A 22,480-nucleotide genomic window follows, 5' to 3' on the forward strand; every position below is an offset into this window, starting at 1 on the left:
GGGTCCTCGGATATGCGCTGCACGTTATTCGCTGCACGCTTCAAGTAAAAGCAAATGGGGCGCCGCAAGCCGCTCTTTCTTGCCGCTTGCAGGTGATGGCTTGCCGTCGACCTAAAGCTCGCCCATGACTCTTCCGGCAAACCCGTAAACGCGCCGCAACCCGCTCAGGTCGACGAGCTCGACAGTCCTCGCCTGCCCCGGCTCAAACCGCACAGCCGTGCCCGCAGGGATATTCAGGCGCATGCCGCGGCTGGCGGCGCGGTCGAAGGTCAGCGCGTCGTTGGTCTCGAAAAAATGGTAGTGCGAACCCACCTGGATCGGCCGGTCGCCGCTGTTGGCCACGCTCAAGGTGACGGTGCGGCGGCCGACGTTGAGCTCGATCTCGCCAGGCTGGATCTGATATTCACCAGGAATCATGCAGGTTGCCCCAGGGTCTTGAAGTAAATGGCGGTCGGGCTGTAGCGCCCGTCCGGGCTTTGGCAGTAATCGGGCAGTTCACCGATCTTGGTGTAGCGCAGCGCCTGGTAGAAGGCTTCGGCCGCAGAGCCGGCTTCGGTGTCCAGGTACAGCAGGCCGCGTTTGTGCTGGCGCGCGGCGAGTTCCAGGGTGTGCATCAGTTGCTGGCCCAGGCCATGGCGACGAGCGCTGCTGTGCACCAGCAACTTTTGCACCTCGGCGCGGTTGAGGCCGTTGGCCTTTTGGCACAGCGCCAATTGCACGCTGGCCTGCACCTGTTCATCGCGCACCACCACCCACAGCAACAGGCTGGCGTCTTCGATTCCCGCGTGCACGCCGCTCAGGTAAGCGCGGGCCTGGGCTTCATCGAAGTCGGCCATAAAGCCCACCGAGGCGCCGTGCCTGACCGCGTCCAGCAACAGCTCAATCAGGCCCTGGCGGTAATGGGCAAAACTCTCGGCATTGACTCGACGCAGTTGCGCAGCGCTCATCGATCTCACTCCTTGGGCGGTTCGGCGCCCGGGTTCAAGGCCAGTTGCATAAAGGTCAGGTCGAGCCAGCGGCCGAACTTGATGCCCACCTGGGGCATCTGCCCGGTGGTGATAAACCCCAGGCGTTCATGCAGGCGGATCGAGGCCTGGTTGCCGCTTTCGATGGCGGCGACCATCACGTACTTGCCGCCTGCGCGCGCGCGTTCGATCAACGCGTTCATCAGGCGCGGGCCCAGGCCTTTGCCGCGTTGGTCGTTGTGCACGTACACCGAGTGCTCGACGCTGTAGCGGAAGCCTTCAAAGGGCCGCCAATCGCCGTAAGAGGCGTAGCCGGTGACTTCATCGTTTTCCACCGCCACCAGGATTGGGTAACCCTGGGCCTGGCGCGCAGTGAACCAGGCCAGACGGTTGGCCAGGTCCACCGGTTGCTCGTTCCAGATCGCCGTGGTGTTGCGCACCGCGTCGTTGTAGATATCGCGAATGGCGGGAAGGTCCTTTTCGGTTGCATCACGAATCATGGCCGAGCCTCAGGCGATCGGTTGGTGGACGGTGACCAGCTTGGTGCCGTCCGGGAAGGTGGCCTCCACTTGGATATCCGGAATCATCTCCGGGATGCCTTCCATCACCTGTTCGCGGCTGAGCAGGGTGGTGCCGTAGTGCATCAGGTCGGCCACGGTGCGGCCATCGCGCGCGCCTTCCATCAGGGCGGCGGAGATGTAGGCGATGGTTTCCGGGTAGTTGAGCTTCACACCGCGCGCCAGGCGCCGCTCGGCGACTAAACCGGCGGTGAAGATCAGCAGTTTGTCTTTTTCCCGTGGGGTTAAATCCATGGATCAGGTGCTCCAGATTCGTGGTGAAACGGCTTCGCGGCCAAGGAGTGCCGGGCGCAACAGCCGCCATAAATCAATCAACCATGCCCGTGCCAGCAACGCTTCACTGGCCAGGCAGCGCGCGACCAGCAGGCCGGGCAGTTGGGTCAGGTCGCCGCGCACGGCGTTCGGCAGCGCGCGGCAGTGTTCAAGCAGGTCAGGGCCTATCTCGCCGGTGACCAGCAGGGTGGCGAACACCGGTTGCCCGTCCAGGCCGATGGGCGAGTCGAGCAACCCGTCGGCACCGACGATGCGCTGGCGTTCGTGCCAGAGCAACTGGCCGTCGCGGCGGATATCCAGGTGCGATTGAAAGTGCCCAAGGTCGAAACGCTCGTCGCTGGCCGGGCGACCGAGGGCAACCACGTCCCAGTAGAAAAGGCGGGCATCGCCGTGCAGGTCGATGCGGGTGGTGAGTTCGGCCTGGGCGGCGCTGAACACGATGGTTTCCTGGGGCAGCCATTCCAGAGTGGCGCCGGCTTCGACAGTCAGCGCCAGTTGCTGGAACGCCGGGCCGCCGGCGCGGTACCACTTGGCCGCGCCGGGGCTGGTCAATTGCGCCCAGGCGCCTGTGGCGACATGGGCGGTTATATCCAGGCGATCGCCGCCGGCAATTCCGCCGGGCGGGTGCACGATGATGTGCTGGCACACCTCGGGGCCCTCGGCGTAGAGGTGCTTTTGCACACGCAGCGGGCCGATGTGGCGGCGCATCACCGGGCGCGTGGTGTCGCCGAAACGCGCGTAGCCGAGTTCCAGTTCGGCATGCCAGCTGGGGGTGAACAGGGCAGGGGTTACGGGCAAATTCATGGTTGTGTGCTTATTGTCAGGACGCTACAGATTAGATGGTTACCAGACCGCGCACACCGTCGCTTTCCATATTTTCTCCACGGCCCTGCTGCACGATTTCACCTCGGGACATCACCAGGTACTGGTCGGCCAATTCAGCGGCAAAATCGTAGAACTGCTCCACCAACAGAATCGCCATGTCGCCACGGGCGGCGAGCTTTTTGATCACAGCGCCGATCTCCTTGATCACCGACGGTTGGATGCCTTCGGTCGGCTCATCGAGAATCAACAGGCGCGGGCGACTGGCCAGGGCGCGGCCGATGGCCAACTGTTGCTGCTGACCGCCGGACAAGTCACCGCCGCGCCGATGTTTCATCTGCAGCAGCACCGGGAACAGCTCGTAGATAAACGCGGGCACTTCCCTGGCCTCGCTGCCGGGAAACCGCGAGAGGCCCATCAGCAGGTTTTCCTCCACCGTCAGCCGCCCGAAAATCTCCCGCCCCTGGGGCACGTAGGCAATGCCGGCGTGCACGCGCTGGTGCGGTTTGAAACCGGTGATGGCTTTACCTTCCCAGTTCACCGCGCCTTCCTTGGCCGGCAGCAAGCCCATCAGGCACTTGAGCAGCGTAGTCTTGCCCACGCCGTTACGGCCGAGCAGGCAGGTGACTTCGCCGATCTTCACGTCAAACGAGAGCCCGCGCAGGATGTGGCTACCGCCGTAGTATTGGTGCAGCTTGTCGACTTGCAGCATTCTCAAAACCTCCTCAATGATCGTTCCCACGCGGAGCGTGGGAATGCATCCCGTGACGCTCTGCATCACCATTGCGCAGCGGGACGCGGAGCGTCCAAGACGGCGTTCCCACGCGGAGCGTGGGAACGATCACCGTCCTAAATACACCTCGATCACGCGCTCGTTTTCCTGCACCTGTTCCAGCGACCCTTCGGCCAGCACGCTGCCTTGGTGCAATACGGTGACGTGGTCGGCAATCGAGCCGACAAAGCCCATGTCGTGCTCCACCACCATCAACGAGTGCTTGCCCGCCAGGCGCTTGAACAGCTCGGCGGTGAACTCGGTTTCGGCGTCGGTCATGCCCGCTACCGGTTCATCCAGCAGCAACAGTTGCGGGTCCTGCATCAGCAGCATGCCGATCTCCAGGAACTGCTTCTGGCCGTGGGACAACAAGCCGGCGGGGCGATGCACGGATGCGGTCAGGCGAATAGTGTCGAGCACTTCATCGATGCGGTCTTTCTGTTCGCCGCTCAGGCGTGCACGCAGGCTGGCCCACACCGACTTGTCGGTCTTCTGCGCCAGTTCCAGGTTTTCGAACACGCTGAGGGCTTCGAATACCGTGGGTTTCTGGAACTTGCGGCCGATACCGGCCTGGGCGATCTGTACTTCGCTCAGGCTGGTCAGGTCCAGGGTTTCGCCGAACCAGGCGTTGCCGTGGCTGGGCCGGGTCTTGCCGGTGATCACGTCCATCAGGGTGGTCTTGCCCGCGCCGTTGGGGCCGATGATGCAGCGCAGTTCGCCGACGCCGATGTACAGGTTGAGGTCGTTGAGCGCCTTGAAACCATCGAAGCTGACGCTGATGTCTTCCAGGGTCAGGATCGTGCCATGGCGCGTGTTAAGGCCCTTGCCGGCGGCCTGGCCGAGGCCGATGGCGTCGCGGCCGCTGCCGGCGTCGAAGATAGGTTCAAGCATGACGTTCCTCACTTCTTCAACAGGCCGATGACGCCCTTGGGCAGGTACAAGGTGACGATGATGAACAGCGCGCCGAGAAAGAACAGCCAGTACTCCGGGAAGGCCACGGTGAACCAGCTCTTCATGCCGTTGACCACGCCGGCGCCGAGCAGCGGGCCGATCAGTGTGCCGCGCCCGCCCAGGGCCACCCACACGGCGGCTTCGATGGAGTTGGTCGGCGACATTTCGCTGGGGTTAATGATGCCCACCTGCGGCACATACAACGCCCCGGCCAGGCCGCACAGCACCGCGCTCAACACCCACACGAACAGCTTGAAGCCGCGCGGGTCGTAGCCGCAGAACATGAGGCGGTTTTCGGCGTCACGCAGGGCGGTCAGCACGCGGCCGAACTTGCTTTGCGCCAGGCGCCAGCCGATGTACAGGCTCGCCACCAGCAGCAATACCGTGGCGGTAAACAGCACGGCGCGCGTGCCCGGCTCGGTGATGCCAAAGCCCAGGATGCTGCGAAAGTTGGTAAAGCCGTTGTTGCCTCCAAAGCCCGTCTCGTTGCGAAAAAACAACAACATCCCGGCGAACGTCAGGGCCTGGGTCATGATCGAGAAGTACACGCCCTTGATCCGCGAACGGAAGGCGAAGAAACCGAACACCAATGCGAGCAAACCCGGCGCCAGCACCACCAGGCACAGCGCCCAGAGGAAGTGATCGGTGCCGGCCCAGTACCAGGGCAGTTCGGTCCACGACAAAAAGGTCATGAACGCCGGCAACTCACTGCCGGCCGCCTGGCGCATCAGGTACATGCCCATCGCGTAACCGCCCAGGGCAAAAAACAAACCGTGGCCCAGGGACAGCATCCCGGCATAACCCCACACCAGGTCCAGGGCCAGGGCGACGATGGCGTAGCAGAGAATTTTGCCCACCAGGGTCAGGGTGTAGGCCGACACATGCAGCGGGTTTTCCGGCGTGAGCAGTGAGCACAACGGCAAGGCCAGCAGCAGGATCAGGATGATCGCACCGGCGGCAACCGTCGCCTTGGGACCGGCCTTTTGCGCGGCCGTGAGCATCAATGGCTGGTTCATCAGTCGATCACCCGTCCTTTCAGTGCGAAGAGTCCCTGCGGGCGTTTCTGGATAAACAGAATGATCAGCGCGAGGATCAGGATCTTGCCGAGCACGGCACCGATCTGCGGTTCAAGAATCTTGTTGGCAATGCCCAGGCCGAACGCTGCGGTGACACTCCCTGCCAGTTGGCCGACGCCGCCGAGCACCACCACCAGGAACGAGTCGATGATGTAGCTCTGGCCCAGGTCCGGGCCGACGTTGCCGATCTGGCTCAGCGCCACGCCGCCCAGGCCCGCGATGCCGGAACCCAGGCCAAACGCGAGCATGTCCACACGCCCGGTGGGCACGCCGCAGCAGGCGGCCATGTTGCGGTTCTGGGTGACGGCGCGCACGTTAAGGCCCAGGCGCGTCTTGTTCAGCAGCAGCCAAGTGAGCACGACAACAAAGAGTGCGAAGGCAATGATCACGATGCGGTTGTACGGCAGCACCAAGTTGGGCAACACCTGGATGCCGCCGGACAGCCATTGCGGGTTGGCCACCTCGACGTTCTGCGCGCCGAACACCAGGCGCACCAGTTGGATCAGCATCAGGCTGATGCCCCAGGTGGCGAGCAGGGTTTCCAGGGGGCGGCCGTACAGGTGGCGGATCACCGTACGTTCCAGCGCCATGCCGATGGCGGCGGTCACAAAAAACGCCACCGGCAGCGCCACCAGCGGGTAGAACTCGATGGCTGCGGGTACGTAGCGCTGCATCAGTAACTGCACCACGTACGTGGAGTAGGCGCCGAGCATCAGCATCTCGCCGTGGGCCATGTTGATCACGCCGAGCAGGCCGAAGGTGATCGCCAGGCCCAGCGCGGCCAGCAGCAGGATCGACCCCAGGGACATGCCGCTGAAGGCTTGGCCGAGGATCTCGCCCATCATCAATTTGCGTTTGACCTGGGCCAGGCTGGTTTCGGCGGCGGTGTGCACGCCGGCATCGGTTTCGACGCCGGGGGCCAGCAAGGCTTCCAGGCGCGTGCGGGCCAGCGGGTCGCCGGTGCTGCCGAGCAGACGCACGGCGGCCAGGCGTATGACCGGGTCGGGGTCGACCAGTTGCAGGTTGGCCAGGGCCAGGCTCAGCGCGGTGTGCACGCCTTCGTCGGTTTCGGCGGCGACGCGCTGGTCGAGGAATTTGAGCTGCGCCGGTTGTGCGCTTTTTTGCAGGGTTTGCGCGGCGGTCAAACGGACCTTGGGATCGGCGGCGAGCAGTTGCTGGCTGGCTTGTACGTTATCGATCAGGCCGCGCAGGCGGTTGTTCAGGCGCACGGTTTTGGTTTCGCCGTTGAGCGTGAGCTGGCCTTGCTCCAGGGCGTCCACCAGCTCGATGCGCGCCGGGTCGGGGTTGGCGGCCCAGTCCTGGAGGAGTTTGGCTTGTTGCGCCGGGTTGGCGGCGAGGAAGTCTTCGGCGTCGCTTGCGTGTACCGCCAAAGGCAGTAACAGCAGCAGTGCCAGGAAATAGCGATGGAGGGCAGCGGGCATAAACAAATGTCCTAGTCGTGCCGGACAGTGTGGGAAGAGGATTGCCCCCTCCCACATTTGGCCTGGGGGGCTTTAGTTGCTTTTCACGGCGTAGTCCGGCTTTTTGTCATTGCCAGGGATGTACGGGCTCCACGGCTGCGCGCGGATCGGCTCCTGGGTCTGCCACACCACCGAGAACTGCCCGTCGGCCTGGATCTCGCCGATCATCACCGGCTTGTGCAGGTGGTGGTTGGTCTTGTCCATGGTCAGGGTAAAGCCCGACGGCGCGGCGAAGGTCTGGCCGGCCAGGGCTTCACGCACTTTGTCGACGTCGGTGGACTTGGCTTTCTCGGCCGCCTGCGCCCACATATGGATGCCCACGTAGGTGGCTTCCATCGGGTCGTTGGTCACGGCTTTGTCGGCGCCCGGCAGGTTGTGCTTCTTGGCGTAGGCTTTCCAGTCGGCGACGAATTTTTTGTTCACCGGGTTCTCCACCGACTGGAAGTAGTTCCACGCGGCAAGGTTGCCCACCAGCGGCTTGGTGTCGATGCCGCGCAGTTCTTCTTCACCCACCGAGAACGCCACCACCGGTACGTCGGTGGCCTTCAGGCCCTGGTTGGCCAGTTCTTTGTAGAACGGCACGTTGGAGTCGCCGTTGACGGTGGAGATCACCGCGGTCTTGCCGCCGGCAGAGAACTTCTTGATGTTGGCGACGATGGTCTGGTAATCGGCATGGCCGAACGGGGTGTAGACCTCTTCGATGTCTTTATCCGCCACGCCTTTGGAATGCAGGAACGAGCGCAGGATTTTGTTGGTGGTGCGCGGGTACACGTAGTCGGTGCCCAGCAGGAAGAAGCGCTTGGCGCTGCCGCCTTCTTCGCTCATCAGGTACTCCACCGCCGGGATCGCCTGCTGGTTCGGCGCGGCACCGGTGTAGAACACGTTCGGCGACATCTCTTCGCCTTCGTACTGCACCGGGTAGAACAACAGGCCGTTGAGTTCTTCGAACACCGGCAGCACGGATTTACGCGACACCGACGTCCAGCAGCCGAATACCACGGCAACCTTGTCCTGGGTCAGCAATTGGCGGCCTTTCTCGGCGAACAGCGGCCAGTTCGACGCGGGGTCCACCACCACCGGTTCGAGCATCTTGCCGTTTACGCCGCCCTTGGCGTTGATCTCATCAATGGTCATCAGCGCCATGTCTTTGAGGGACGTTTCGGAGATGGCCATGGTGCCGGACAGCGAGTGCAGAATGCCGACCTTGATGGTCTCGGCGGCCTGGACCGTCCAGGTCATGCCCATAGCGGCAATGGATGCCGACAAAGTGAAAGCCTTGATCAAGCTGCGACGCTTCATGGTGCGATCTCCGAGTGCCTGAGTGTTGTTATGGGTCAGATACTGGAGTGATTGCAAAGGCTGTGCCTGCTTGGACCGGCCTTTGAATGCGGCGCTGCGCACCGCGTTCTGCGCCAGTCCCTGCACCGATACGGCGCCTGGATCTGGCGATGGTGCGCAGCGGGCACCGTGCTGGTGCGTCAGGCGGTGATTGGCATTGCCAGGCTTATGCCTGATCCTTGGAGGGCGCGCGCTGGCCAAAGAAACGCGCCAACACCAACCGATCCAACGCCCACACCGCGATCAGCGAGGCGCCCACCAGCGGAAAAATGATCGCCAGGCCGAGCATGATCGTCATCGCGGTTTTCCACTTCGGCAGGTCATGGTGCAACGGCGGAACGCCCAGTCCACCCTGGGGCCGGCGCTTCCACCAGATCACCACGCCGCTGACGGCGCTGAGCAGAATCATCAGGCAGATCACCAGCACGATCAGTTGGTTGACCCAGCCGAACATTTTGCCCTCGTGCAGCATCACCCCGGTCTCGGTCGCCCGCGCGACCAGGTTGTAATGCTCCCAGCGCACATCCGCCAGCACCTTGCCGGTGTACTGGTCCACGTGCAGGGTGGCGTCGTTGCGCGGGTCGTCGGCAAACACCGAGACGGTGAACACGCCTTCGGCGGTGGTGGTGAGTGTGATGCTGTAGCCGGGCTCGACCTTGCGCGCGGTGGCCAGGTCGACCACCTGTTGCAGGCTGATGGCAGGCGCGGCCGGCGTTGCATGCATCGCGCCGTGGTTCATGTGCTCGGCATGGTCGCCGGACACCGGCATCGGCGTGTTTTCCATGGCCCAGGGCACGGTCTGTTGGGTGGCGGTGTTAAGCACTCGCGCCTGTTGATCGGACTGCGGCACGTTGTTCCACATCGCCGCCGGAAAGGTGTTCCACAGGTCGGCGTATTGCTTGCCCCAGAAGCCGGTCCAGGTCATGCCGCTGAGCAGCATCACCAGCAAAAATGCCGCGCCCCAGAAACCGGCGACCGCGTGCAGATCGCGCCAGAACACCCGGCCACGGCTGTTAAAACGTGGCCACAAGACGCCAGCTGACGACTTGCCACGCGGCCACCACAGGTACAGGCCCGACACCACCAGCATCACGCCCCAGCCGGCGGCGAGCTCCACCAGCCGGTCGCCGGTGGTGCCGATCATCAGCTCACCGTGCAGCGCGCGGGCGATGGCTTGCAGGTTGTATTTTGCGTCCTGTTCGCCGAGCACGGTGCCGCGATAGGGGTCGACGAACACCGTCACCTCGCGCCCATCCTTATGCATGACGAACTGCGCACTGCGGGTGGCGTCCGCCGGCGGCAGGTATTTGCTGAGGGTGGCCTGGGGGAAGGCGGCCTTGGCGCGTTGCAGTTGCTCGTCGGCGCTCAAGGCGTGTTCGGCGGCCGGCACGGTCAGCAGGTGGCCGTACATCAGCGGGTCGAGCTGGGGCTTGAACAGGTAGATGATGCCGGTGAGGGCCAGCAGCACCATGAACGGGGCGACGAAGAGGCCGGCGTAGAAGTGCCAACGCCAGGCCAGGTTGTAAAAGGAAATTTTTTGCTTGTTCATCAGGGATGCTCCGCAGCGCTTGAATTTTTTTAGTTGGGGTCAGGCAGCCTCTGGAAGCAGGCCCCTCCGATCTTTGGACTGCATTCCAACGGTCGGAGGGGTTTGCTTGCGAGGCTTTTAGAAGCTCATGTCCACCTTGGTCCAGAGCGTGCGCCCTGGCTCTTTGATGGCCTGCGGATCACTGGACGGGTAGCCGAACCCGGCATTGCCCGCCAGGTTCAGGTGCTCGGCGTAGGCCTTGCCGAACAGGTTGTCGACGCCGGTGCTGACCTTGAAATTTTTGTTGATGCGGTACGCCGCGTTCAGCGAAAACACGCCGAACCCAGCGCTCTTGTCGTAGTCCTTGCCGACCACATTGCCCTTGTTCGGGTCGATACGGTGTTGCGCAGCCACCACCCGCCACAGCGCGCCGGCGCTCCAGTCGTCTTCGCTGTAGGTCAGGCCCAGGCGTGCATCCAGGGGGGGCATCTGCGGCAGGGCCTTGCCGTCGCTGCTGTTCTTGCCCCAGGCGTAGGCGAGGGTCGCGTCGGCTTTCCAGTTGCGCGTCAGCCTGTACGCCGCGCCCAGTTCGCCGCCCATGATACGGGCGTCGACGTTACGCGCCTGGGAGGTGGTGCCCATCATGCCGGCGCGGTAGTCGAACAGGATGAAGTCACGCACCTGGCCAACGTAGGCCGAGGCCCAGGCCTCCAGATCGTCGGTTTTGTATTGCGCGCCGACATCGAGCTGGGTGGTCTTCTCCGGCTTCACCCCGTCGAAGGCATTCACCGAACCGCTCGCGCCGGTGTTGGGCGAGAACAGCTCCCAGTAATCCGGGAACCGCTGCGCATGACCCAGGCCGGCATAGAGGGTGGTGGGGCTGTCGGCCAGGTCGTGCTCGTAGCGCATGAAACCTGAGGGCAGGGTATCGGCGCGCGTGTCACCAGCGGTGGGGTTGGCGCGGGTGCTCATGCCCGAGCCGGTGGTTTGCCGAAAATCCTTGGCCGAAGCACGGTCCAGGCGCGCGCCGCTGATCAGGCGCTCGCGGTCGGCGGCGTACCAGGTGAGTTCGCCGAACACGCCGTAGTTGTGAAAGTCGGCGTCCTTGTTTCGCGGCAGGTCCTTGTAGGTGTCGACGCCCATGCTGCTGCGCGCGCGGTGTTCATTGGTTTGCGCGTCCAGGCCGCCGATCAGTTGCACATCGGCCCAGCGCCATGTGGCCTTGATGCGTGCACCGAGGGTGCGCCGGTCGACATTCGACGCCATCGGCCCGGCCATCATCCCGGTGCCTGAGGGCGTGCGCAGGCTGTAGTTGTCCATCACGTGGTCGGCATAGTTGTAGTAGACCTGGGCTTCGACCTTATCCAGCACCTCGCCGATATTCGATTTCTCGAAGCGCAGCCCCAGGCTTTCGCGCAGGAACTGCGAGCCGTCCATGCCGCGCCCGGCGTAGCGTGCTTGACCATCGCCACGCCCGGCGGTGAGTTCCAGCAGGGTGTCGGCGTCTGGGGTGAAACCCACGGCGACGTCGCCGTTCCATTTGTCGTAACGCGAGGCGACCGTGTCGTTATTGCCGTCCTTGTAGTCATCGGCATGGGCCTGGTTGCCGATCACCCGCACGTAGCCCAATGGCCCGCCGGCGGCGGCATCGATGACCTTGTCGAAGCGCCCGTTGGAGCCGGCCAGGACACTGGCATTGAGCCGGGTGCCCAGTTCGCCGAAGTGTTCCGGCTCGCGCTCGAACAGGACGGTGCCGGCCGAGGCACCAGGGCCCCACAGCACGGTTTGCGGGCCTTTGATCACGGTGAGACGGTCGTAGATTTCCGGGGATATGTATGAGGTGGGCGCGTCCATCCGGCCTGGGCAGGCGCCGAGCATCATGCTGCCGTTGGTGAGGATATTCAGGCGCGAACCGAACATGCCGCGCAGCACCGGGTCGCCATTGGTGCCGCCGTTGCGCACCAGGGCGAAGCCGGGGATGGTCTTGAGGTAGTCGCCGCCGTCGCTGGCGGGCACGGGTTGGCGCGGATCTTTCGGGTTGGTGACGGCGGTCAGCGGTGAGCTGGGCGCGATCGCGGTGATCACGGTGGGGCTCAGCTCATGTTCGGCGTGTTCGTCGGCCTGAGCGCAGGGCGCGAGTAAAGCGCCGCACAGGGCCGCGAGCACAGGGGTACTTCCCAAACGGGTGTCAGCAGAAAACCTGGACATGACAAATTCCATCAATCATTCGTAAACAACACGGCCAGCAGCCTGCGGCTGTCTGTCTAAAGTCGGCCGGGGTGAAGTAACGGTGCTAAGGGGCTACGAGGCGATGGGCGGTGCACGGCTGCGCGCGCCGGGGAAGATGCTCTGCCGGGCATGGCCCAGGCGCGTGGCGGGGGTGAGGGCATTGGCCGGCGGCGGGGAACCGAGGGCCACGAATGACACATTGCCGGGCAGGGCCGGGCAACTGAACAGCAGGTCGCAATAACCGCACTTGGCCCAGAGTGCATGATGTTCGCTGGGGGCTTTAGGCTGATGATCTTCGCCATGGTCGCCGGGCATGTCCATGGACATGCTCATCGGCATCGACATACCGGCGTGATGATCCATCGGCATCGCCTGGGAAATCAGCGGTCCGATAAAAATCATCAGCATGGCGAACAGGCTGACCCAACTGCCGCGCTTCACGCGGCGGTGTGCAGAGAGCCTGGCGCGGGGGGCGCCCATCGAGCGGTGGCCTATTGAGCGTGTTTATGCTCGTGATTGGCCATCGGCGGGACTTTTTGTACCGACACTTGCACCTCGACCTTGCCGGCTTTTTCGAAGGTCAGGGTCAGCGGAAACTGCTTGCCGTCGGCCAACAGGCTGCGGTCTTTGAGGCCCAGCAACATCACGTGGTAGGCCATGGGCGCGAAGGTCAGCTCACCCTTGGCCGGTACGGCCACGCTGGGCACTTGCTGCATCTTCATCAAATCGCCCTGCATCACATGCTCATGCAACTCGGCTTTCTGCGCCAAGGGGGTTTCGGCACTGAGCAGGCGATCCGGCGTGGCGCCGGTGTTATGAATCACAAAGTACGCGGCGACGGTGGGGGCATTGGGCGGCAATTCCTGGGACCAGGGATCGCTGACCAGCAGGTCGCCGGCCTTGTAGTCTTCGGCATTGGCGGCACTGAACACCGGCAGCAGCAACGCGGCCAGAAGCAGGGAAGATTTAAGCATGGCAGTTCTCCAGAACGGTTCTAAACGCAGTTCACTTGCGAAGGCAATCAAACCGTTGGAGAGGCGCGGGGGTTGAGGCTCGGCCATTGCTGGCGCGGGGTCGGCGGTGCTGCTGACGGCGGCGGCAGGCTCTCGACCGCCTCGAACTGCGTGACATACAACTGCGGCACATGCCCCGGCAGCGCCACCAATGGCGCCGAGCCCGAGCAACACCAGCAATGCTGCATGGTGGAATGATCGTCCTGTTGCGGCGTTGGGATTTCCAGTTTGCCCAGGGCAATCGTCTTCAGGCTTGTGCCGTTGGAAGAGCAGAAACCGCCCCACATCAGGCGCTTGACCGGATCGTCCGCCTGCTGCATCGCACCGGCCACCGGCATGGCAAACGCGTTGAACAGCACTGCAAGGCAGGCGATCCAGGCAATTGCAAAGCGTTGACGGGCCATGGCGGACAATCCGTAGGGTTAATCGATCAGGCGGGTATTTAGCCTTATCGGTGCGCAGAAGTAAAAAGGGGCGGTGTGGTTTGGTGTCGCAGTGGAATCAGACCGCCTTGGCGTGAAGCTTGAGACCCAACGCTTTCATGACCTTCATGATAGTCGCGAACTCGGGATTGCCAGTGCTGGAGAGGGCTTTGTACAGACTTTCTCGTCCGAGGCCGGCGTCGCGGGCTACTTGGGTCATGCCTTGGGCGCGGGCGATGTTGTTGAGCGCTGAACGGATCAGCAGGCCGTCACCCGTATCTTCTTCGAAGCACGCTTCAAGATATTCGGCCATATCCTCGGGGGTTTTTAGGTGCTCTGCCACGTCGAAGTCAGTGAATTCATTCATGAGTTACTCCTTTTTTTGATCGTTCCCACGCTCTGCGTGGAAATGCCTCCCGGGACGCTCCGCGTCCCGCCAAGCGCTGCAAGTTTCGGCTACTGCGCACAGGTGACGCGGAGCGTCACGGGCTGCATTCCCACGCGGGAGCGTGGGAACGATCTTGGTAGCTAGCCGCCCGGCTGGCTATTCGTACAAACAGAAATTTCCGACAAGGATTTGAGGTTGTCCCTAGGACACTCGGTCTCTAGTCTCCGTACACCGCTGCAAATGCAGCGGACGGGCGTCGCGGCCCGGCTTGATTAAGTACTGCCTCCTTTCAGTTGACGCTTTTTTATCGTCTACTGTGCGGCGTTATGGTGGCTGTGCGCGGGATGCCTTCGGGTATGCCGGTTTCCTTAATCTCCGGTCCGCGAACCTGCGCACAGCTGCCACCCCATCGCATCGCGGCGATCAGTGGCAGCTCCACTTAGATTAAGGGACTTCACAATGATCAAACCCACCCCCAATCCCCCCATCCGGCTATTCACCGTGGCTGACGGATTCAGCACCGAAGACCTGCTGGTCAACCTCAGCGAAACACTGGCCTCGGCCAATGCACTGAGTTGTGATCTGGCCTTTGACCTGGAAGGCCCGAAACGCGAGGAATTGCTCGGCGTCGCGCAGTTGATCGAGCTGGCGCAGTTGCTGGCCGATCGCGTGCATGACGGCGTCGGGCAGACGACAGCCGTCGCTGGATGACGCGGTTTTAACTGTGGAACGGGGTGTTTAGAGAAGGGTGATTGCCTGTAATGTCGCCGCGACGGTTGGGAACTCCCGGTCCACGGCCGCCAACACCGGCCGTTTCAACACCAGCACTGGCACCCCTCGTTCCCGCGCCACTTCCAGCTTCGGCTCGGTGGCGGTGCTGCCGCTGTTCTTGCTGATCAGCACATCAATCCGCCGCCGCTCAAACAACGCTCGCTCGTCGTCGATCAAAAACGGCCCGCGTGCGCCGATGACTTTGCAGCGCTCATTGCCCGGATATACGTCCAGTGCGCGCAGCGTCCAGTACTGGTCTGCGGGGATCTCTTCGAGGTGTTGCAGCGGTTCGCGGCCCAGCGTAAACAATGGCCGTTTGAAGGGTTTCAGCGCCGCGATCAGCTCGGCCCAATCACTCACTTCGCGCCAATCATCCCCTGCCTGCGGCTGCCACGCCGGGCGACGCAGTGCCCAGCAGGGCACGCCGCTCAACTGTGCAGCCTCGGCGGCATTGCGGCTGATCTGCGCCGCATACGGATGGGTCGCGTCGAGGATCAGGCTAACCCCCTCATCGCGAACGAACTGCGCCAGCCCCTCGGCTCCCCCATAACCCCCGACGCGCACCTGGCAGGTGAGGTCGGTGGGCACGCGGCCGACACCGGCCAGGCTGTAGATATGTTCCGGGCCCAGCGTGCGGGCAATGGCCAGCGCTTCAGTCACGCCGCCCAGCAGCAGGATGCGTTTCATAGCGGCTTGGTCACTTCAAGCAAGGTGATCGGCAGCGCCTGGCGCCAGGTATCGAACTCCCCCAACGGCTGCGCCTGGGCCACGTGGATGCGGGTCAGTTCGCCGCCGTGCTGCGCGCGCCAGTTCATCAAGGTCATTTCGCTTTGCAGGGTCACGGCATTGGCAATCAAGCGACCACCAGGGCGCAGCTGTTGCCAGCAGGTGTCGAGCACGCTGTCGCGGGTGACGCCACCGCCGATGAAGATCGCGTCGGGTGTCGGCAAACCGTGCAAGGCGTCCGGGGCGGTGCCGCGTACCAGGTGCAGGCCAGGCACGCCGAGGGCGTCGCGGTTGTGTTCGATCAAGTCTTGGCGGCCTGCGTCGGCTTCAATCGCCAGCGCACGGCAACTGGGGTGGGCGCGCATCCATTCGATACCGATGGAACCGCTGCCTGCACCCACATCCCACAAAAGTTCGCCCGGCATGGGGGCCAGGCGGGCGAGGGTCATGGCGCGCACATCGCGTTTGGTCAGTTGGCCATCGTGCTTGAAGGCGCTATCCGGCAGGCCTGCCAGGCGCGACAGACGTGGGGTGTCGGGAGAGGCGAGGCAATCGATGGCGACCAGATTCAGATCGGCGGCCGAGTGGTGCTGCCACTCCGCAGCCAGGCCGTCAATACGCCGCTCATTGGCGCCGCCCAAGTGTTCAAACACGGTCAATCGGCTCGGTCCGAACCCGGCCTCAGTCAACACAGCAGCGATCAACGCAGGGCTGCCACCATCATTACTCAGCACTAACAAGCGCACACCGCTGGCCAGATGCGCGTTGATTGCCGCGACGGGCCGGGCCACCACGGATAACGTCACCACGTCCTGTAACGGCCAGCCCAAACGCGCGGCGGCAAGGGACACCGACGAAGGCGCGGGCAGAATCAGCAATTCTTCAGCCGCCACCTGCCGCGCCAAACTGGCCCCCACGCCATAGAACATCGGATCGCCACTGGCCAGCACACACACCGGTTCGCCCGGTGTGGCCAGCACCGGCTCCAGGGAAAACGGGCTCGGCCACAGCTGGCGCTCGCCACGAATACACACCGGCAACAGGTCCAACTGGCGCTGCGCACCTATAATCCGCGTGGCGCGCAACAGGGCATGCCGGGCATTCCTGCCCAGCCCCTTGAAGCCGTCTTCACCGATGCCTACAACCGTCAGCCAGGGCGACATATCAATTCCTTGAACGACATCCGACGGGCAGGCTTTTCATGCCGCCGGACAAAGCAGGCATAATACCGCGCCTTTACCCGTCAACCGGTAGCCCCGTGAATCCAACGCCCGCTGTGAATACCTTGCGCCCCTCGGCTTGTCCGGGGTTGCTGCGTATCGTCCAGGCGCTGGATGGCGGCATCTGCCGGATCAAACTGGCCGGTGGTTCGATCACCGCCGCCCAGGCCAACGCCGTGGCGGACGCGGCCCAGGCGTATGCCGGTGGGGTGATCGAGGCGACCAACCGTGCCAACCTGCAGATCCGCGGAATCGGCGCCGAGCAGGACGCCCTGATCGCCAGGCTGCTGGCCGCAGACCTGGGCCCGAGCAACGCCGCCGGTGACGATGTGCGCAACCTGATGCTCAGCCCCAGCGCCGGGATCGACCCGCAGATGCTGTTCGACACGCGTCCGCTGGCCGCTCAGATCCTCGCGACCCTGCAAACCCATCCGCGTTTTCATGAGTTGTCGGCCAAGTTCGCCGTGCAAGTGGATGGCGGCGAGGCGCTGGCGATGCTTGAGCATCACCATGACCTGTGGCTGTCGGCGTTCGTGCGTAATGGCCAGACGTTACTTGCGTTCGGTCTGGCCGGATGTCCGGGGCTGAATGCGCCCTTGGCCGCGGTGCCGTTGGATCAGGGCCACGCGCTGGTGGTGGCGGTGTTGGAGGCTTTTCTCGACCTCGCCACCGCCGAACAGACGCGCATGCGCCAGTTGCCTGTGGATAACTTACTGAGCCGCCTGCGCTTGCCGCTGCTGCCGGTCGACGGGTTCAAACGCCCGCCCAGCGGGGCTTTGCTGCAGCTCGGCACTTATCCACAGTCGCAACAGAATCAGTTTTATGTCGCCGCCGGCGCCCCCTTGGGTCGACTGGATCCGACGATGCTCAAGGGCGCCGCACAGCTGGCGGACGACTATGGCGACGGCACGTTGCGCTTCACCCCCTGGCAAGGCGTGCTGCTGCCCTACGTCGAGAAACCTCACGCCGTGACCGAGCGCCTGGCGCAACTGGGTTTTCTGTGTTCCATCGACCAGCCCCTGGCGCGTTTGACCGCTTGCACCGGCTCCAGCGGCTGCGGCAAAGCCCTGGCCGACACCAAGGCCGACGCCGTGCAGCTGGCGGCGCTGCGAACCGCCCACAGCGTGCACTTGTCCGGTTGCCCGCGCTCCTGCGCTGCGGCGCACACCGCGCCCGTCACCCTGCTGGCGGTGAGCCCCGGCCACTACGACCTCTATTTTTGCGATGCAGCCCACCCAGGGTTCGGCCGGCTGCACGCGCGCAACCTTTCCATTGAAGCGGCGGGCGCCCTGTTGCGCGCTCACCCACGGAGCAACACCGATGATTGATTACATCCGCGACGGTCAGGAGATCTATCGCAACTCCTTTGCCATTATTCGCGCGGAAGCCAAGTTGGACCGCATCCCGGCCGACCTGGAAAAACTCGCGGTGCGGGTGATTCATGCGTGCGGCATGGTCGATGTCATCGACGGCCTGCAATTCTCTGAAGGCGCAGGCAAGGCCGGGCGCGACGCGTTGGCCGCCGGCGCGCCGATTTTGTGTGATGCGCGCATGGTCTCCGAAGGCGTGACCCGCACCCGCTTGCCGGCCAACAACGAAGTGATCTGCACCTTGCGCGACGACAGCGTGCCGGCGCTGGCGCAGGCGCTGGGCAATACCCGCTCGGCTGCCGCTCTGGAGCTGTGGCGCCCGCATTTGGAAGGCAGTGTGGTGGTGATCGGTAACGCGCCGACCGCGCTGTTCTACCTGCTGGAAATGCTCGATGCCGGTGCGCCGAAGCCGGCGCTGATCCTCGGCTTCCCGGTCGGCTTTGTCGGCGCCGCCGAATCCAAGGCGATGCTGGCGGCCGACAGCCGTGGCGTGCCGTTCGTGATCATGCAGGGCCGTTTGGGTGGCAGTGCGATGGCAGCGGCGGCGGTCAATGCGCTCGCCACGGAGGTCGAATGATGCCGGCACGCGGACGTTTGATCGGCCTGGGCGTGGGCCCCGGCGATCCCGAGCTGATCACCCTCAAGGCGCTGCGCCTGCTGCGCGAGTCGCCGGTGGTGGCGTACTTCGTGGCCAAGGGCAAGAAAGGTAACGCGTTCGGCATCATCGAAGACCACCTGGTGGCGCAACAAACTCTGATGCCGCTGGTGTACCCGGTGACCACCGAAGCGCTGCCCGCGCCCTTGTCCTACGAGCAAGTGATCAGCGATTTCTACGACAGCGCCAGCGTCGAGGTGGCCGCGCACCTGGATGCCGGTCGCGATGTGGCGGTGATCTGCGAAGGCGACCCGTTCTTCTACGGGTCCTACATGTACCTGCATGACCGCCTGGCCGAGCGCTACGAAGCCCAGGTCATCCCTGGCGTGTGCTCGATGCTCGGCGGCGCTTCGGTGCTGGGCGCGCCGTTGGTGTATCGCAACCAGAGCCTGTCGGTGCTGTCGGGCGTGCTGCCCCATGACGATCTCAAGCGCCGCCTGGCGGATGCCGACGCGGCGGTGATCATGAAGCTGGGCCGTAACTTCCATAAGGTGCGCCAGGTGTTGGAAGAGCTCGGTCTGGCCGAGCGCGCGCTGTACGTGGAACGCGCCACCATGGTCAATCAGAAGATCGTGCCGCTGGATCAGGTCGACCCGTCGTCCTCGCCGTATTTCTCGCTGATCATCGTGCCCGGTGAACGGTGGCAAGGATGACGCGTCCGGCGATTGTCATTCTGGGGCAGGGCAGCCTGGCCACTGCGCGCAAGATCCAGCAGCTGTACCCCGGCGCGTTGATCCACGGTTTGCTCGGGCGGGTTGAGGGCGCGGACCTGGCCTACACCGAGTTCGGCGTCACTGTGCGTCAGCTGTATCAACACGGCACGCCGCTGATTGCCCTGTGCGCGGCGGGTATTGTGATCCGCACCCTGGCGCCGCTGTTGCTGGAAAAAGGTGAAGAGCCGGCCGTGCTGGCCGTGGCCGAAGACGGCAGCGCCGTGGTGCCGCTGCTCGGTGGCCTGGGCGGCGTTAATGGGATGGCGCGGGACATCGCGGCGGCGCTCAACGTCGCCGCGGCGATCACCACCAGTGGCGAGTTGCGCTTCGGCACCTGCCTGCTCAACCCGCCGACGGGCTATGAGTTGGCCGATCTGGAGCTGGGCAAGCGCTTCGTCTCGGACCTGCTGGCCGGTCAAAGCGTACGCATCGAAGGCGCGGCGCCGTGGCTGGATCAAGCGAACCTGCCCCAGGACCCGCACGCGCGTCTGGCCATCCATGTGGGCAGTGCCGAGCGGGTGCCGGTGGTCAACGAGCTGCTGATTTATCCGAAGAACGTATGTGTTACGTGCAAGCCGGGGGCGGATTTGGCGCAACGCGTGCGCGTGGCATTGCAGGAGGCCGGGATCGCCGTGCAATCCCTGGCGTGCCTGTTGGCGGGCGACCTGCACATGGCTGAGGTTTCGCTGCATGAAGCGGCGTTGGCGCTGGCGGTGCCGCTGCGTTTTGGCCGCGTGACCCAGGACGCCGATATCGTCATCGAGATGGCCGAGCAACCGCTGGATGTGTCGCAAGTCGGGCGCCCCCGTGGTCGCCTCGCGGTGATCGGCCTGGGCCCTGGCGCTGCCGAGTTGATGGTGCCTGCGGTCAAAGCCGAACTGGCGCGTTGCACCGATGTGCTGGGCTATGAAACCTATGTGCGCATGGCCGGGCCGTTCCGAGACGACCAGGTGCAGCACTGCACCGACAACCGCGAAGAGATGCAGCGTGCGCGCCATGCGTTCGAACTGGCTGCCAGCGGCCGTTCGGTGGTGGTGGTGTCCTCCGGTGACCCCGGTGTATTTGCCATGGCGGCGGCGGTTATCGAGGCATTGCATGAGTCCGACGACCCGGCCTGGCATCTGGTCGACCTGCAGATCCTGCCGGGCGTGTCGGCCTCCCTGGCCACTGCCGCCCAGGCCGGTGCGCCGCTGGGGCATGACTTCTGCGTGATGTCGCTGTCGGACAACCTCAAGCCCTGGTCGATCATCGAAAAGCGTCTGGACCTGTCTGCCCAGGCCGACCTGGCGCTGGCGTTCTACAACCCGATCTCGCGCTCGCGGCCCTGGCAGTTGGGCCGTGCGCTGGAAATCGTCGCGTTGCATCGCGCGCCCGCCACCCCAGTGGTGCTGGGGCGCGACATCGGTCGCCCAGGCCAGACCCTGCGGGTCACCACCCTGGGGCAATTGACCCCGGAGCAGGTGGACATGCGCACCATGGTGCTGATCGGCTCGTCCACCACCTGCACATTCCCCCGTGCCGGAGGTGGTGAGTGGGTGTATACGCCGCGCTGGTACGGCGAAAAACCCGTCGGCTGAAGCGGCACGAAAGCTCCGAATAGCGCCTGGTAAACATCGGGCGTTATTCGGGGCTTTTTCTTTTTTTATCGTCGAAAACCGGAAGGGCGGGTGCTGCCCCCAACGATTGCTGGGCGGTGTTTTTGGAGGGGCTGGGCCAAGCGATGTTTATCGTCTGGCAAGCTCACCGAACGCTGGATTAGGGTGCAAGCAAGCCCCATGTGGGGTGCTTGTGGAGAACGAAAAATGGAGCGATATCACAGAAGGATCAACACGACCAAAAGGCGCAAGTTGATTGCGGCTTACCGACTGCCGAAGACATCTGCAGAACAGGCCGTTTTGCCGCTCGATACTGAGGAGGAATGCGATGCGGCGGTGGTCAACAACAGCGTGATTTCGTTTGCGCAGGGGCTGTCCGGTGTGAACCGGGAGTACATCCGCAAAAGCTATCTGCTGGCCAGCAGCTACGTCAGTGATGTGCTGAACATTCCTCGCGGTAGCGAGGCCTGGTATGAGGAATTTATCAAGGTGATGACAGGCCTGGGCTGGGTGCCGGTGCGCAGCCGTTTCGAACGGGTCTCAAGTCACGGCAAGGGCCTGACAGTGCAACTGACGGCGCTGAATATCATCACGGCGCTGTGGGCCTCGATGTCGTTGTCCGGGCCTTTGGTGGCGACGCTGCCGAAACTCGCGGCGGATGCGTTGGAAGCGTTGAAGCAGCAGCCGACGTCCTTCGAACTGTTCAAGCGCAACAGCACACTGCACCAGGGCGGTGATTTCGGCCTGGCGTCCTGTGCCGAGGCGGACGGTGAACTGATGATGGTGCTGGTGACTTACAGCACTCAGGGCGTGAGCAAGCAGGTGGGGTTGCCGTTCCTGGAGTGGGACAGTGGCTCGGTTGAGGCGTTCAGCGGGCAGACCTGTCTGGTGCTGAATACGTCGATGGTCAACGACAAGACCCTGCAACTGATGCGCGAAAGTGCTGGGGACAAGGTGCAGTCGGCCATTGCCAGGTACCGGATTTAAGGCACCAGATAACCGCGCACGCCGGTAAAAATGATTTGCGCGGCCAGGGCGCACACGAACAAGCCCATCAACCGGCTGACAATCTGCAAGCCCTGGTCGCCGAGGATGCGTTCGATCCGATTGGACAGGTACAGCACCACGCCAACGGTGAGGCTGGCCAGGGCGATGCTGAGGATGGCGGTGAGCTTGTCATCCCAGTGTGGCTGGCTGACGCCCATCACCAGCAAGGCGCCGATGGTGCCGGGGCCGACGGTGAGGGGGATGGTCAGCGGCACGATGGTCACGTCCTGCTGCACGTTGTCGGTCTGCACCGCCGACTTGCCCTGGGCCATACCCAGGGCGGAGATGAACAACACACTGCCGGCGCCGATGCGGAACGCATCCACGGTGATGCCGAACACACTGAAAATCACCCGACCGAACAGGTAGAGCAACACGCTCGAGACCAGGGTCGCCAACGCCACCTTCCAGGCCAGGCGTCGCCGCTCTTTGCTGGAATAGCCGCGGGTCAGACTGATAAAGCAGGACAGCACGAAGAACGGGCTATAGAGCACGAGCATCTTCAGGTAAACGCTGAACAACACGTGGAGCATGGGGGCGGCTCGTG

25 protein-coding genes are annotated in these 22,480 nt (G+C 63.7%); 6 read left to right on the top strand and 19 right to left on the bottom strand.

The genetic code is table 11. From position 1 onward, the window contains the following. Positions 1 to 111: 111 nt before the first annotated feature. The 16 genes from KZX66_RS06035 to KZX66_RS06110 all read right to left on the bottom strand — a co-directional run bounded on the left by KZX66_RS06035 (position 112) and on the right by KZX66_RS06110 (position 13,815). Positions 112 to 417: an urease subunit beta gene (locus KZX66_RS06035; RefSeq protein ID WP_248077558.1), complete on the bottom strand. Its 306-nt coding sequence runs from the start codon at positions 415 to 417 to the stop codon at positions 112 to 114. After that, positions 414 to 947 (bottom strand): GNAT family N-acetyltransferase, encoded by a 534-nt coding sequence (locus KZX66_RS06040; RefSeq protein WP_248077561.1) that lies wholly within the window; start codon positions 945 to 947, stop codon positions 414 to 416. Before KZX66_RS06040 ends, KZX66_RS06035 begins: the two co-directional genes overlap by 4 nt. Before the next feature lie 5 nt (positions 948 to 952). Next, positions 953 to 1,465 (bottom strand): GNAT family N-acetyltransferase, encoded by a 513-nt coding sequence (locus tag KZX66_RS06045; RefSeq protein ID WP_248077564.1) that lies wholly within the window; start codon positions 1,463 to 1,465, stop codon positions 953 to 955. Positions 1,466 to 1,474: 9 nt separating this feature from the next. Further along, positions 1,475 to 1,777, bottom strand: a complete 303-nt coding sequence (gene ureA, locus KZX66_RS06050; RefSeq protein ID WP_003171437.1) for an urease subunit gamma — start codon at positions 1,775 to 1,777, stop codon at positions 1,475 to 1,477. A gap of 3 nt (positions 1,778 to 1,780) precedes the next feature. Then, a complete protein-coding gene (locus KZX66_RS06055) occupies positions 1,781 to 2,620 on the bottom strand; it encodes an urease accessory protein UreD (protein ID WP_248077567.1) in 840 nt (279 codons plus the stop codon). A 31-nt stretch (positions 2,621 to 2,651) separates the two neighbouring features. Then, complete coding sequence (urtE, locus tag KZX66_RS06060; protein WP_248077570.1) at positions 2,652 to 3,350, bottom strand: urea ABC transporter ATP-binding subunit UrtE; 699 nt, start codon at positions 3,348 to 3,350, stop codon at positions 2,652 to 2,654. 129 nt (positions 3,351 to 3,479) lie between these two features. After that, positions 3,480 to 4,301 (bottom strand): urea ABC transporter ATP-binding protein UrtD, encoded by an 822-nt coding sequence (gene urtD, locus KZX66_RS06065; RefSeq protein ID WP_248077573.1) that lies wholly within the window; start codon positions 4,299 to 4,301, stop codon positions 3,480 to 3,482. Positions 4,302 to 4,309: 8 nt separating this feature from the next. Beyond that, a complete protein-coding gene (urtC, locus tag KZX66_RS06070) occupies positions 4,310 to 5,377 on the bottom strand; it encodes an urea ABC transporter permease subunit UrtC (RefSeq protein ID WP_248077576.1) in 1,068 nt (355 codons plus the stop codon). Then, the gene (gene urtB / locus KZX66_RS06075) at positions 5,377 to 6,879 is read right to left on the bottom strand and encodes an urea ABC transporter permease subunit UrtB (RefSeq protein WP_248077578.1); all 1,503 of its coding nucleotides are present in this window, start codon (positions 6,877 to 6,879) and stop codon (positions 5,377 to 5,379) included. Before urtB ends, urtC begins: the two co-directional genes overlap by 1 nt. A 72-nt stretch (positions 6,880 to 6,951) precedes the next feature. Beyond that, positions 6,952 to 8,217: an urea ABC transporter substrate-binding protein gene (gene urtA, locus KZX66_RS06080; RefSeq protein WP_248077581.1), complete on the bottom strand. Its 1,266-nt coding sequence runs from the start codon at positions 8,215 to 8,217 to the stop codon at positions 6,952 to 6,954. Between the two features lie 205 nt (positions 8,218 to 8,422). Beyond that, a complete protein-coding gene (locus KZX66_RS06085) occupies positions 8,423 to 9,805 on the bottom strand; it encodes a PepSY domain-containing protein (protein ID WP_248077584.1) in 1,383 nt (460 codons plus the stop codon). Between the two features lie 117 nt (positions 9,806 to 9,922). Further along, positions 9,923 to 11,992 (bottom strand): TonB-dependent copper receptor, encoded by a 2,070-nt coding sequence (locus KZX66_RS06090; protein WP_248077587.1) that lies wholly within the window; start codon positions 11,990 to 11,992, stop codon positions 9,923 to 9,925. A 93-nt stretch (positions 11,993 to 12,085) separates the two neighbouring features. Then, the gene (locus tag KZX66_RS06095; RefSeq protein WP_248077589.1) at positions 12,086 to 12,493 is read right to left on the bottom strand and encodes a DUF2946 domain-containing protein; all 408 of its coding nucleotides are present in this window, start codon (positions 12,491 to 12,493) and stop codon (positions 12,086 to 12,088) included. Between the two features lie 11 nt (positions 12,494 to 12,504). Then, positions 12,505 to 12,987, bottom strand: a complete 483-nt coding sequence (locus tag KZX66_RS06100; RefSeq protein WP_248077592.1) for a copper chaperone PCu(A)C — start codon at positions 12,985 to 12,987, stop codon at positions 12,505 to 12,507. Between the two features lie 47 nt (positions 12,988 to 13,034). Next, on the bottom strand, positions 13,035 to 13,430 hold the full coding sequence (locus tag KZX66_RS06105) for a DUF2946 domain-containing protein (protein ID WP_248077594.1): 396 nt from the start codon (positions 13,428 to 13,430) through the stop codon (positions 13,035 to 13,037). 97 nt (positions 13,431 to 13,527) lie between these two features. After that, the gene (locus KZX66_RS06110) at positions 13,528 to 13,815 is read right to left on the bottom strand and encodes an addiction module antidote protein (protein ID WP_248077596.1); all 288 of its coding nucleotides are present in this window, start codon (positions 13,813 to 13,815) and stop codon (positions 13,528 to 13,530) included. Between the two features lie 480 nt (positions 13,816 to 14,295). On the opposite strand from KZX66_RS06110, the gene KZX66_RS06115 reads away from it, so the two are divergent. Then, complete coding sequence (locus tag KZX66_RS06115; protein WP_248077598.1) at positions 14,296 to 14,547, top strand: DUF6124 family protein; 252 nt, start codon at positions 14,296 to 14,298, stop codon at positions 14,545 to 14,547. 27 nt (positions 14,548 to 14,574) lie between these two features. Here KZX66_RS06115 and KZX66_RS06120 read toward each other — a convergent pair whose 3' ends face one another. Together KZX66_RS06120 and cbiE are read right to left on the bottom strand one after the other, a co-directional pair. Next, the gene (locus KZX66_RS06120) at positions 14,575 to 15,294 is read right to left on the bottom strand and encodes a cobalt-precorrin-6A reductase (RefSeq protein ID WP_248077600.1); all 720 of its coding nucleotides are present in this window, start codon (positions 15,292 to 15,294) and stop codon (positions 14,575 to 14,577) included. After that, positions 15,291 to 16,496: a precorrin-6y C5,15-methyltransferase (decarboxylating) subunit CbiE gene (gene cbiE / locus KZX66_RS06125; protein WP_248077602.1), complete on the bottom strand. Its 1,206-nt coding sequence runs from the start codon at positions 16,494 to 16,496 to the stop codon at positions 15,291 to 15,293. Before cbiE ends, KZX66_RS06120 begins: the two co-directional genes overlap by 4 nt. A 38-nt stretch (positions 16,497 to 16,534) precedes the next feature. Between cbiE and cobG the strand changes: the two genes are divergently transcribed. The 5 genes from cobG to KZX66_RS06150 all read left to right on the top strand — a co-directional run bounded on the left by cobG (position 16,535) and on the right by KZX66_RS06150 (position 21,873). Beyond that, positions 16,535 to 17,881: a precorrin-3B synthase gene (cobG, locus tag KZX66_RS06130; RefSeq protein ID WP_248077604.1), complete on the top strand. Its 1,347-nt coding sequence runs from the start codon at positions 16,535 to 16,537 to the stop codon at positions 17,879 to 17,881. Beyond that, the gene (locus KZX66_RS06135) at positions 17,874 to 18,500 is read left to right on the top strand and encodes a precorrin-8X methylmutase (RefSeq protein WP_248077606.1); all 627 of its coding nucleotides are present in this window, start codon (positions 17,874 to 17,876) and stop codon (positions 18,498 to 18,500) included. The genes cobG and KZX66_RS06135 overlap by 8 nt, the downstream gene beginning before the upstream one ends. Beyond that, positions 18,500 to 19,231, top strand: a complete 732-nt coding sequence (locus KZX66_RS06140) for a precorrin-2 C(20)-methyltransferase (protein WP_248077719.1) — start codon at positions 18,500 to 18,502, stop codon at positions 19,229 to 19,231. Before KZX66_RS06135 ends, KZX66_RS06140 begins: the two co-directional genes overlap by 1 nt. Then, complete coding sequence (gene cobJ / locus KZX66_RS06145) at positions 19,228 to 20,868, top strand: precorrin-3B C(17)-methyltransferase (protein WP_248077609.1); 1,641 nt, start codon at positions 19,228 to 19,230, stop codon at positions 20,866 to 20,868. The genes KZX66_RS06140 and cobJ overlap by 4 nt, the downstream gene beginning before the upstream one ends. A gap of 225 nt (positions 20,869 to 21,093) precedes the next feature. Beyond that, positions 21,094 to 21,873, top strand: a complete 780-nt coding sequence (locus KZX66_RS06150; protein WP_248077611.1) for a hypothetical protein — start codon at positions 21,094 to 21,096, stop codon at positions 21,871 to 21,873. Here KZX66_RS06150 and KZX66_RS06155 read toward each other — a convergent pair. Beyond that, positions 21,870 to 22,466, bottom strand: coding sequence for a MarC family protein (locus KZX66_RS06155; RefSeq protein ID WP_003171467.1), 597 nt, complete (start codon positions 22,464 to 22,466; stop codon positions 21,870 to 21,872). The two genes, KZX66_RS06150 and KZX66_RS06155, sit on opposite strands and share 4 nt — an antisense overlap. Positions 22,467 to 22,480 lie beyond the last annotated feature (14 nt).

Source organism: Pseudomonas sp. EYE_354, assembly GCF_023148575.1.
Lineage (GTDB): Bacteria > Pseudomonadota > Gammaproteobacteria > Pseudomonadales > Pseudomonadaceae > Aquipseudomonas.

Coding starts and splice junctions, on each gene's coding strand:
- KZX66_RS06035 (WP_248077558.1), bottom strand. CDS start 417: ATGATTCCTGGTGAATATCAGATCCAGCCTGGCGAGATCGAGCTCAAC.
- KZX66_RS06040 (WP_248077561.1), bottom strand. CDS start 947: ATGAGCGCTGCGCAACTGCGTCGAGTCAATGCCGAGAGTTTTGCCCAT.
- KZX66_RS06045 (WP_248077564.1), bottom strand. CDS start 1,465: ATGATTCGTGATGCAACCGAAAAGGACCTTCCCGCCATTCGCGATATC.
- ureA (WP_003171437.1), bottom strand. CDS start 1,777: ATGGATTTAACCCCACGGGAAAAAGACAAACTGCTGATCTTCACCGCC.
- KZX66_RS06055 (WP_248077567.1), bottom strand. CDS start 2,620: ATGAATTTGCCCGTAACCCCTGCCCTGTTCACCCCCAGCTGGCATGCC.
- urtE (WP_248077570.1), bottom strand. CDS start 3,350: ATGCTGCAAGTCGACAAGCTGCACCAATACTACGGCGGTAGCCACATC.
- urtD (WP_248077573.1), bottom strand. CDS start 4,301: ATGCTTGAACCTATCTTCGACGCCGGCAGCGGCCGCGACGCCATCGGC.
- urtC (WP_248077576.1), bottom strand. CDS start 5,377: ATGAACCAGCCATTGATGCTCACGGCCGCGCAAAAGGCCGGTCCCAAG.
- urtB (WP_248077578.1), bottom strand. CDS start 6,879: ATGCCCGCTGCCCTCCATCGCTATTTCCTGGCACTGCTGCTGTTACTG.
- urtA (WP_248077581.1), bottom strand. CDS start 8,217: ATGAAGCGTCGCAGCTTGATCAAGGCTTTCACTTTGTCGGCATCCATT.
- KZX66_RS06085 (WP_248077584.1), bottom strand. CDS start 9,805: ATGAACAAGCAAAAAATTTCCTTTTACAACCTGGCCTGGCGTTGGCAC.
- KZX66_RS06090 (WP_248077587.1), bottom strand. CDS start 11,992: ATGTCCAGGTTTTCTGCTGACACCCGTTTGGGAAGTACCCCTGTGCTC.
- KZX66_RS06095 (WP_248077589.1), bottom strand. CDS start 12,493: ATGGGCGCCCCCCGCGCCAGGCTCTCTGCACACCGCCGCGTGAAGCGC.
- KZX66_RS06100 (WP_248077592.1), bottom strand. CDS start 12,987: ATGCTTAAATCTTCCCTGCTTCTGGCCGCGTTGCTGCTGCCGGTGTTC.
- KZX66_RS06105 (WP_248077594.1), bottom strand. CDS start 13,430: ATGGCCCGTCAACGCTTTGCAATTGCCTGGATCGCCTGCCTTGCAGTG.
- KZX66_RS06110 (WP_248077596.1), bottom strand. CDS start 13,815: ATGAATGAATTCACTGACTTCGACGTGGCAGAGCACCTAAAAACCCCC.
- KZX66_RS06115 (WP_248077598.1), top strand. CDS start 14,296: ATGATCAAACCCACCCCCAATCCCCCCATCCGGCTATTCACCGTGGCT.
- KZX66_RS06120 (WP_248077600.1), bottom strand. CDS start 15,294: ATGAAACGCATCCTGCTGCTGGGCGGCGTGACTGAAGCGCTGGCCATT.
- cbiE (WP_248077602.1), bottom strand. CDS start 16,496: ATGTCGCCCTGGCTGACGGTTGTAGGCATCGGTGAAGACGGCTTCAAG.
- cobG (WP_248077604.1), top strand. CDS start 16,535: ATGCCGCCGGACAAAGCAGGCATAATACCGCGCCTTTACCCGTCAACC.
- KZX66_RS06135 (WP_248077606.1), top strand. CDS start 17,874: ATGATTGATTACATCCGCGACGGTCAGGAGATCTATCGCAACTCCTTT.
- KZX66_RS06140 (WP_248077719.1), top strand. CDS start 18,500: ATGCCGGCACGCGGACGTTTGATCGGCCTGGGCGTGGGCCCCGGCGAT.
- cobJ (WP_248077609.1), top strand. CDS start 19,228: ATGACGCGTCCGGCGATTGTCATTCTGGGGCAGGGCAGCCTGGCCACT.
- KZX66_RS06150 (WP_248077611.1), top strand. CDS start 21,094: ATGGAGCGATATCACAGAAGGATCAACACGACCAAAAGGCGCAAGTTG.
- KZX66_RS06155 (WP_003171467.1), bottom strand. CDS start 22,466: ATGCTCCACGTGTTGTTCAGCGTTTACCTGAAGATGCTCGTGCTCTAT.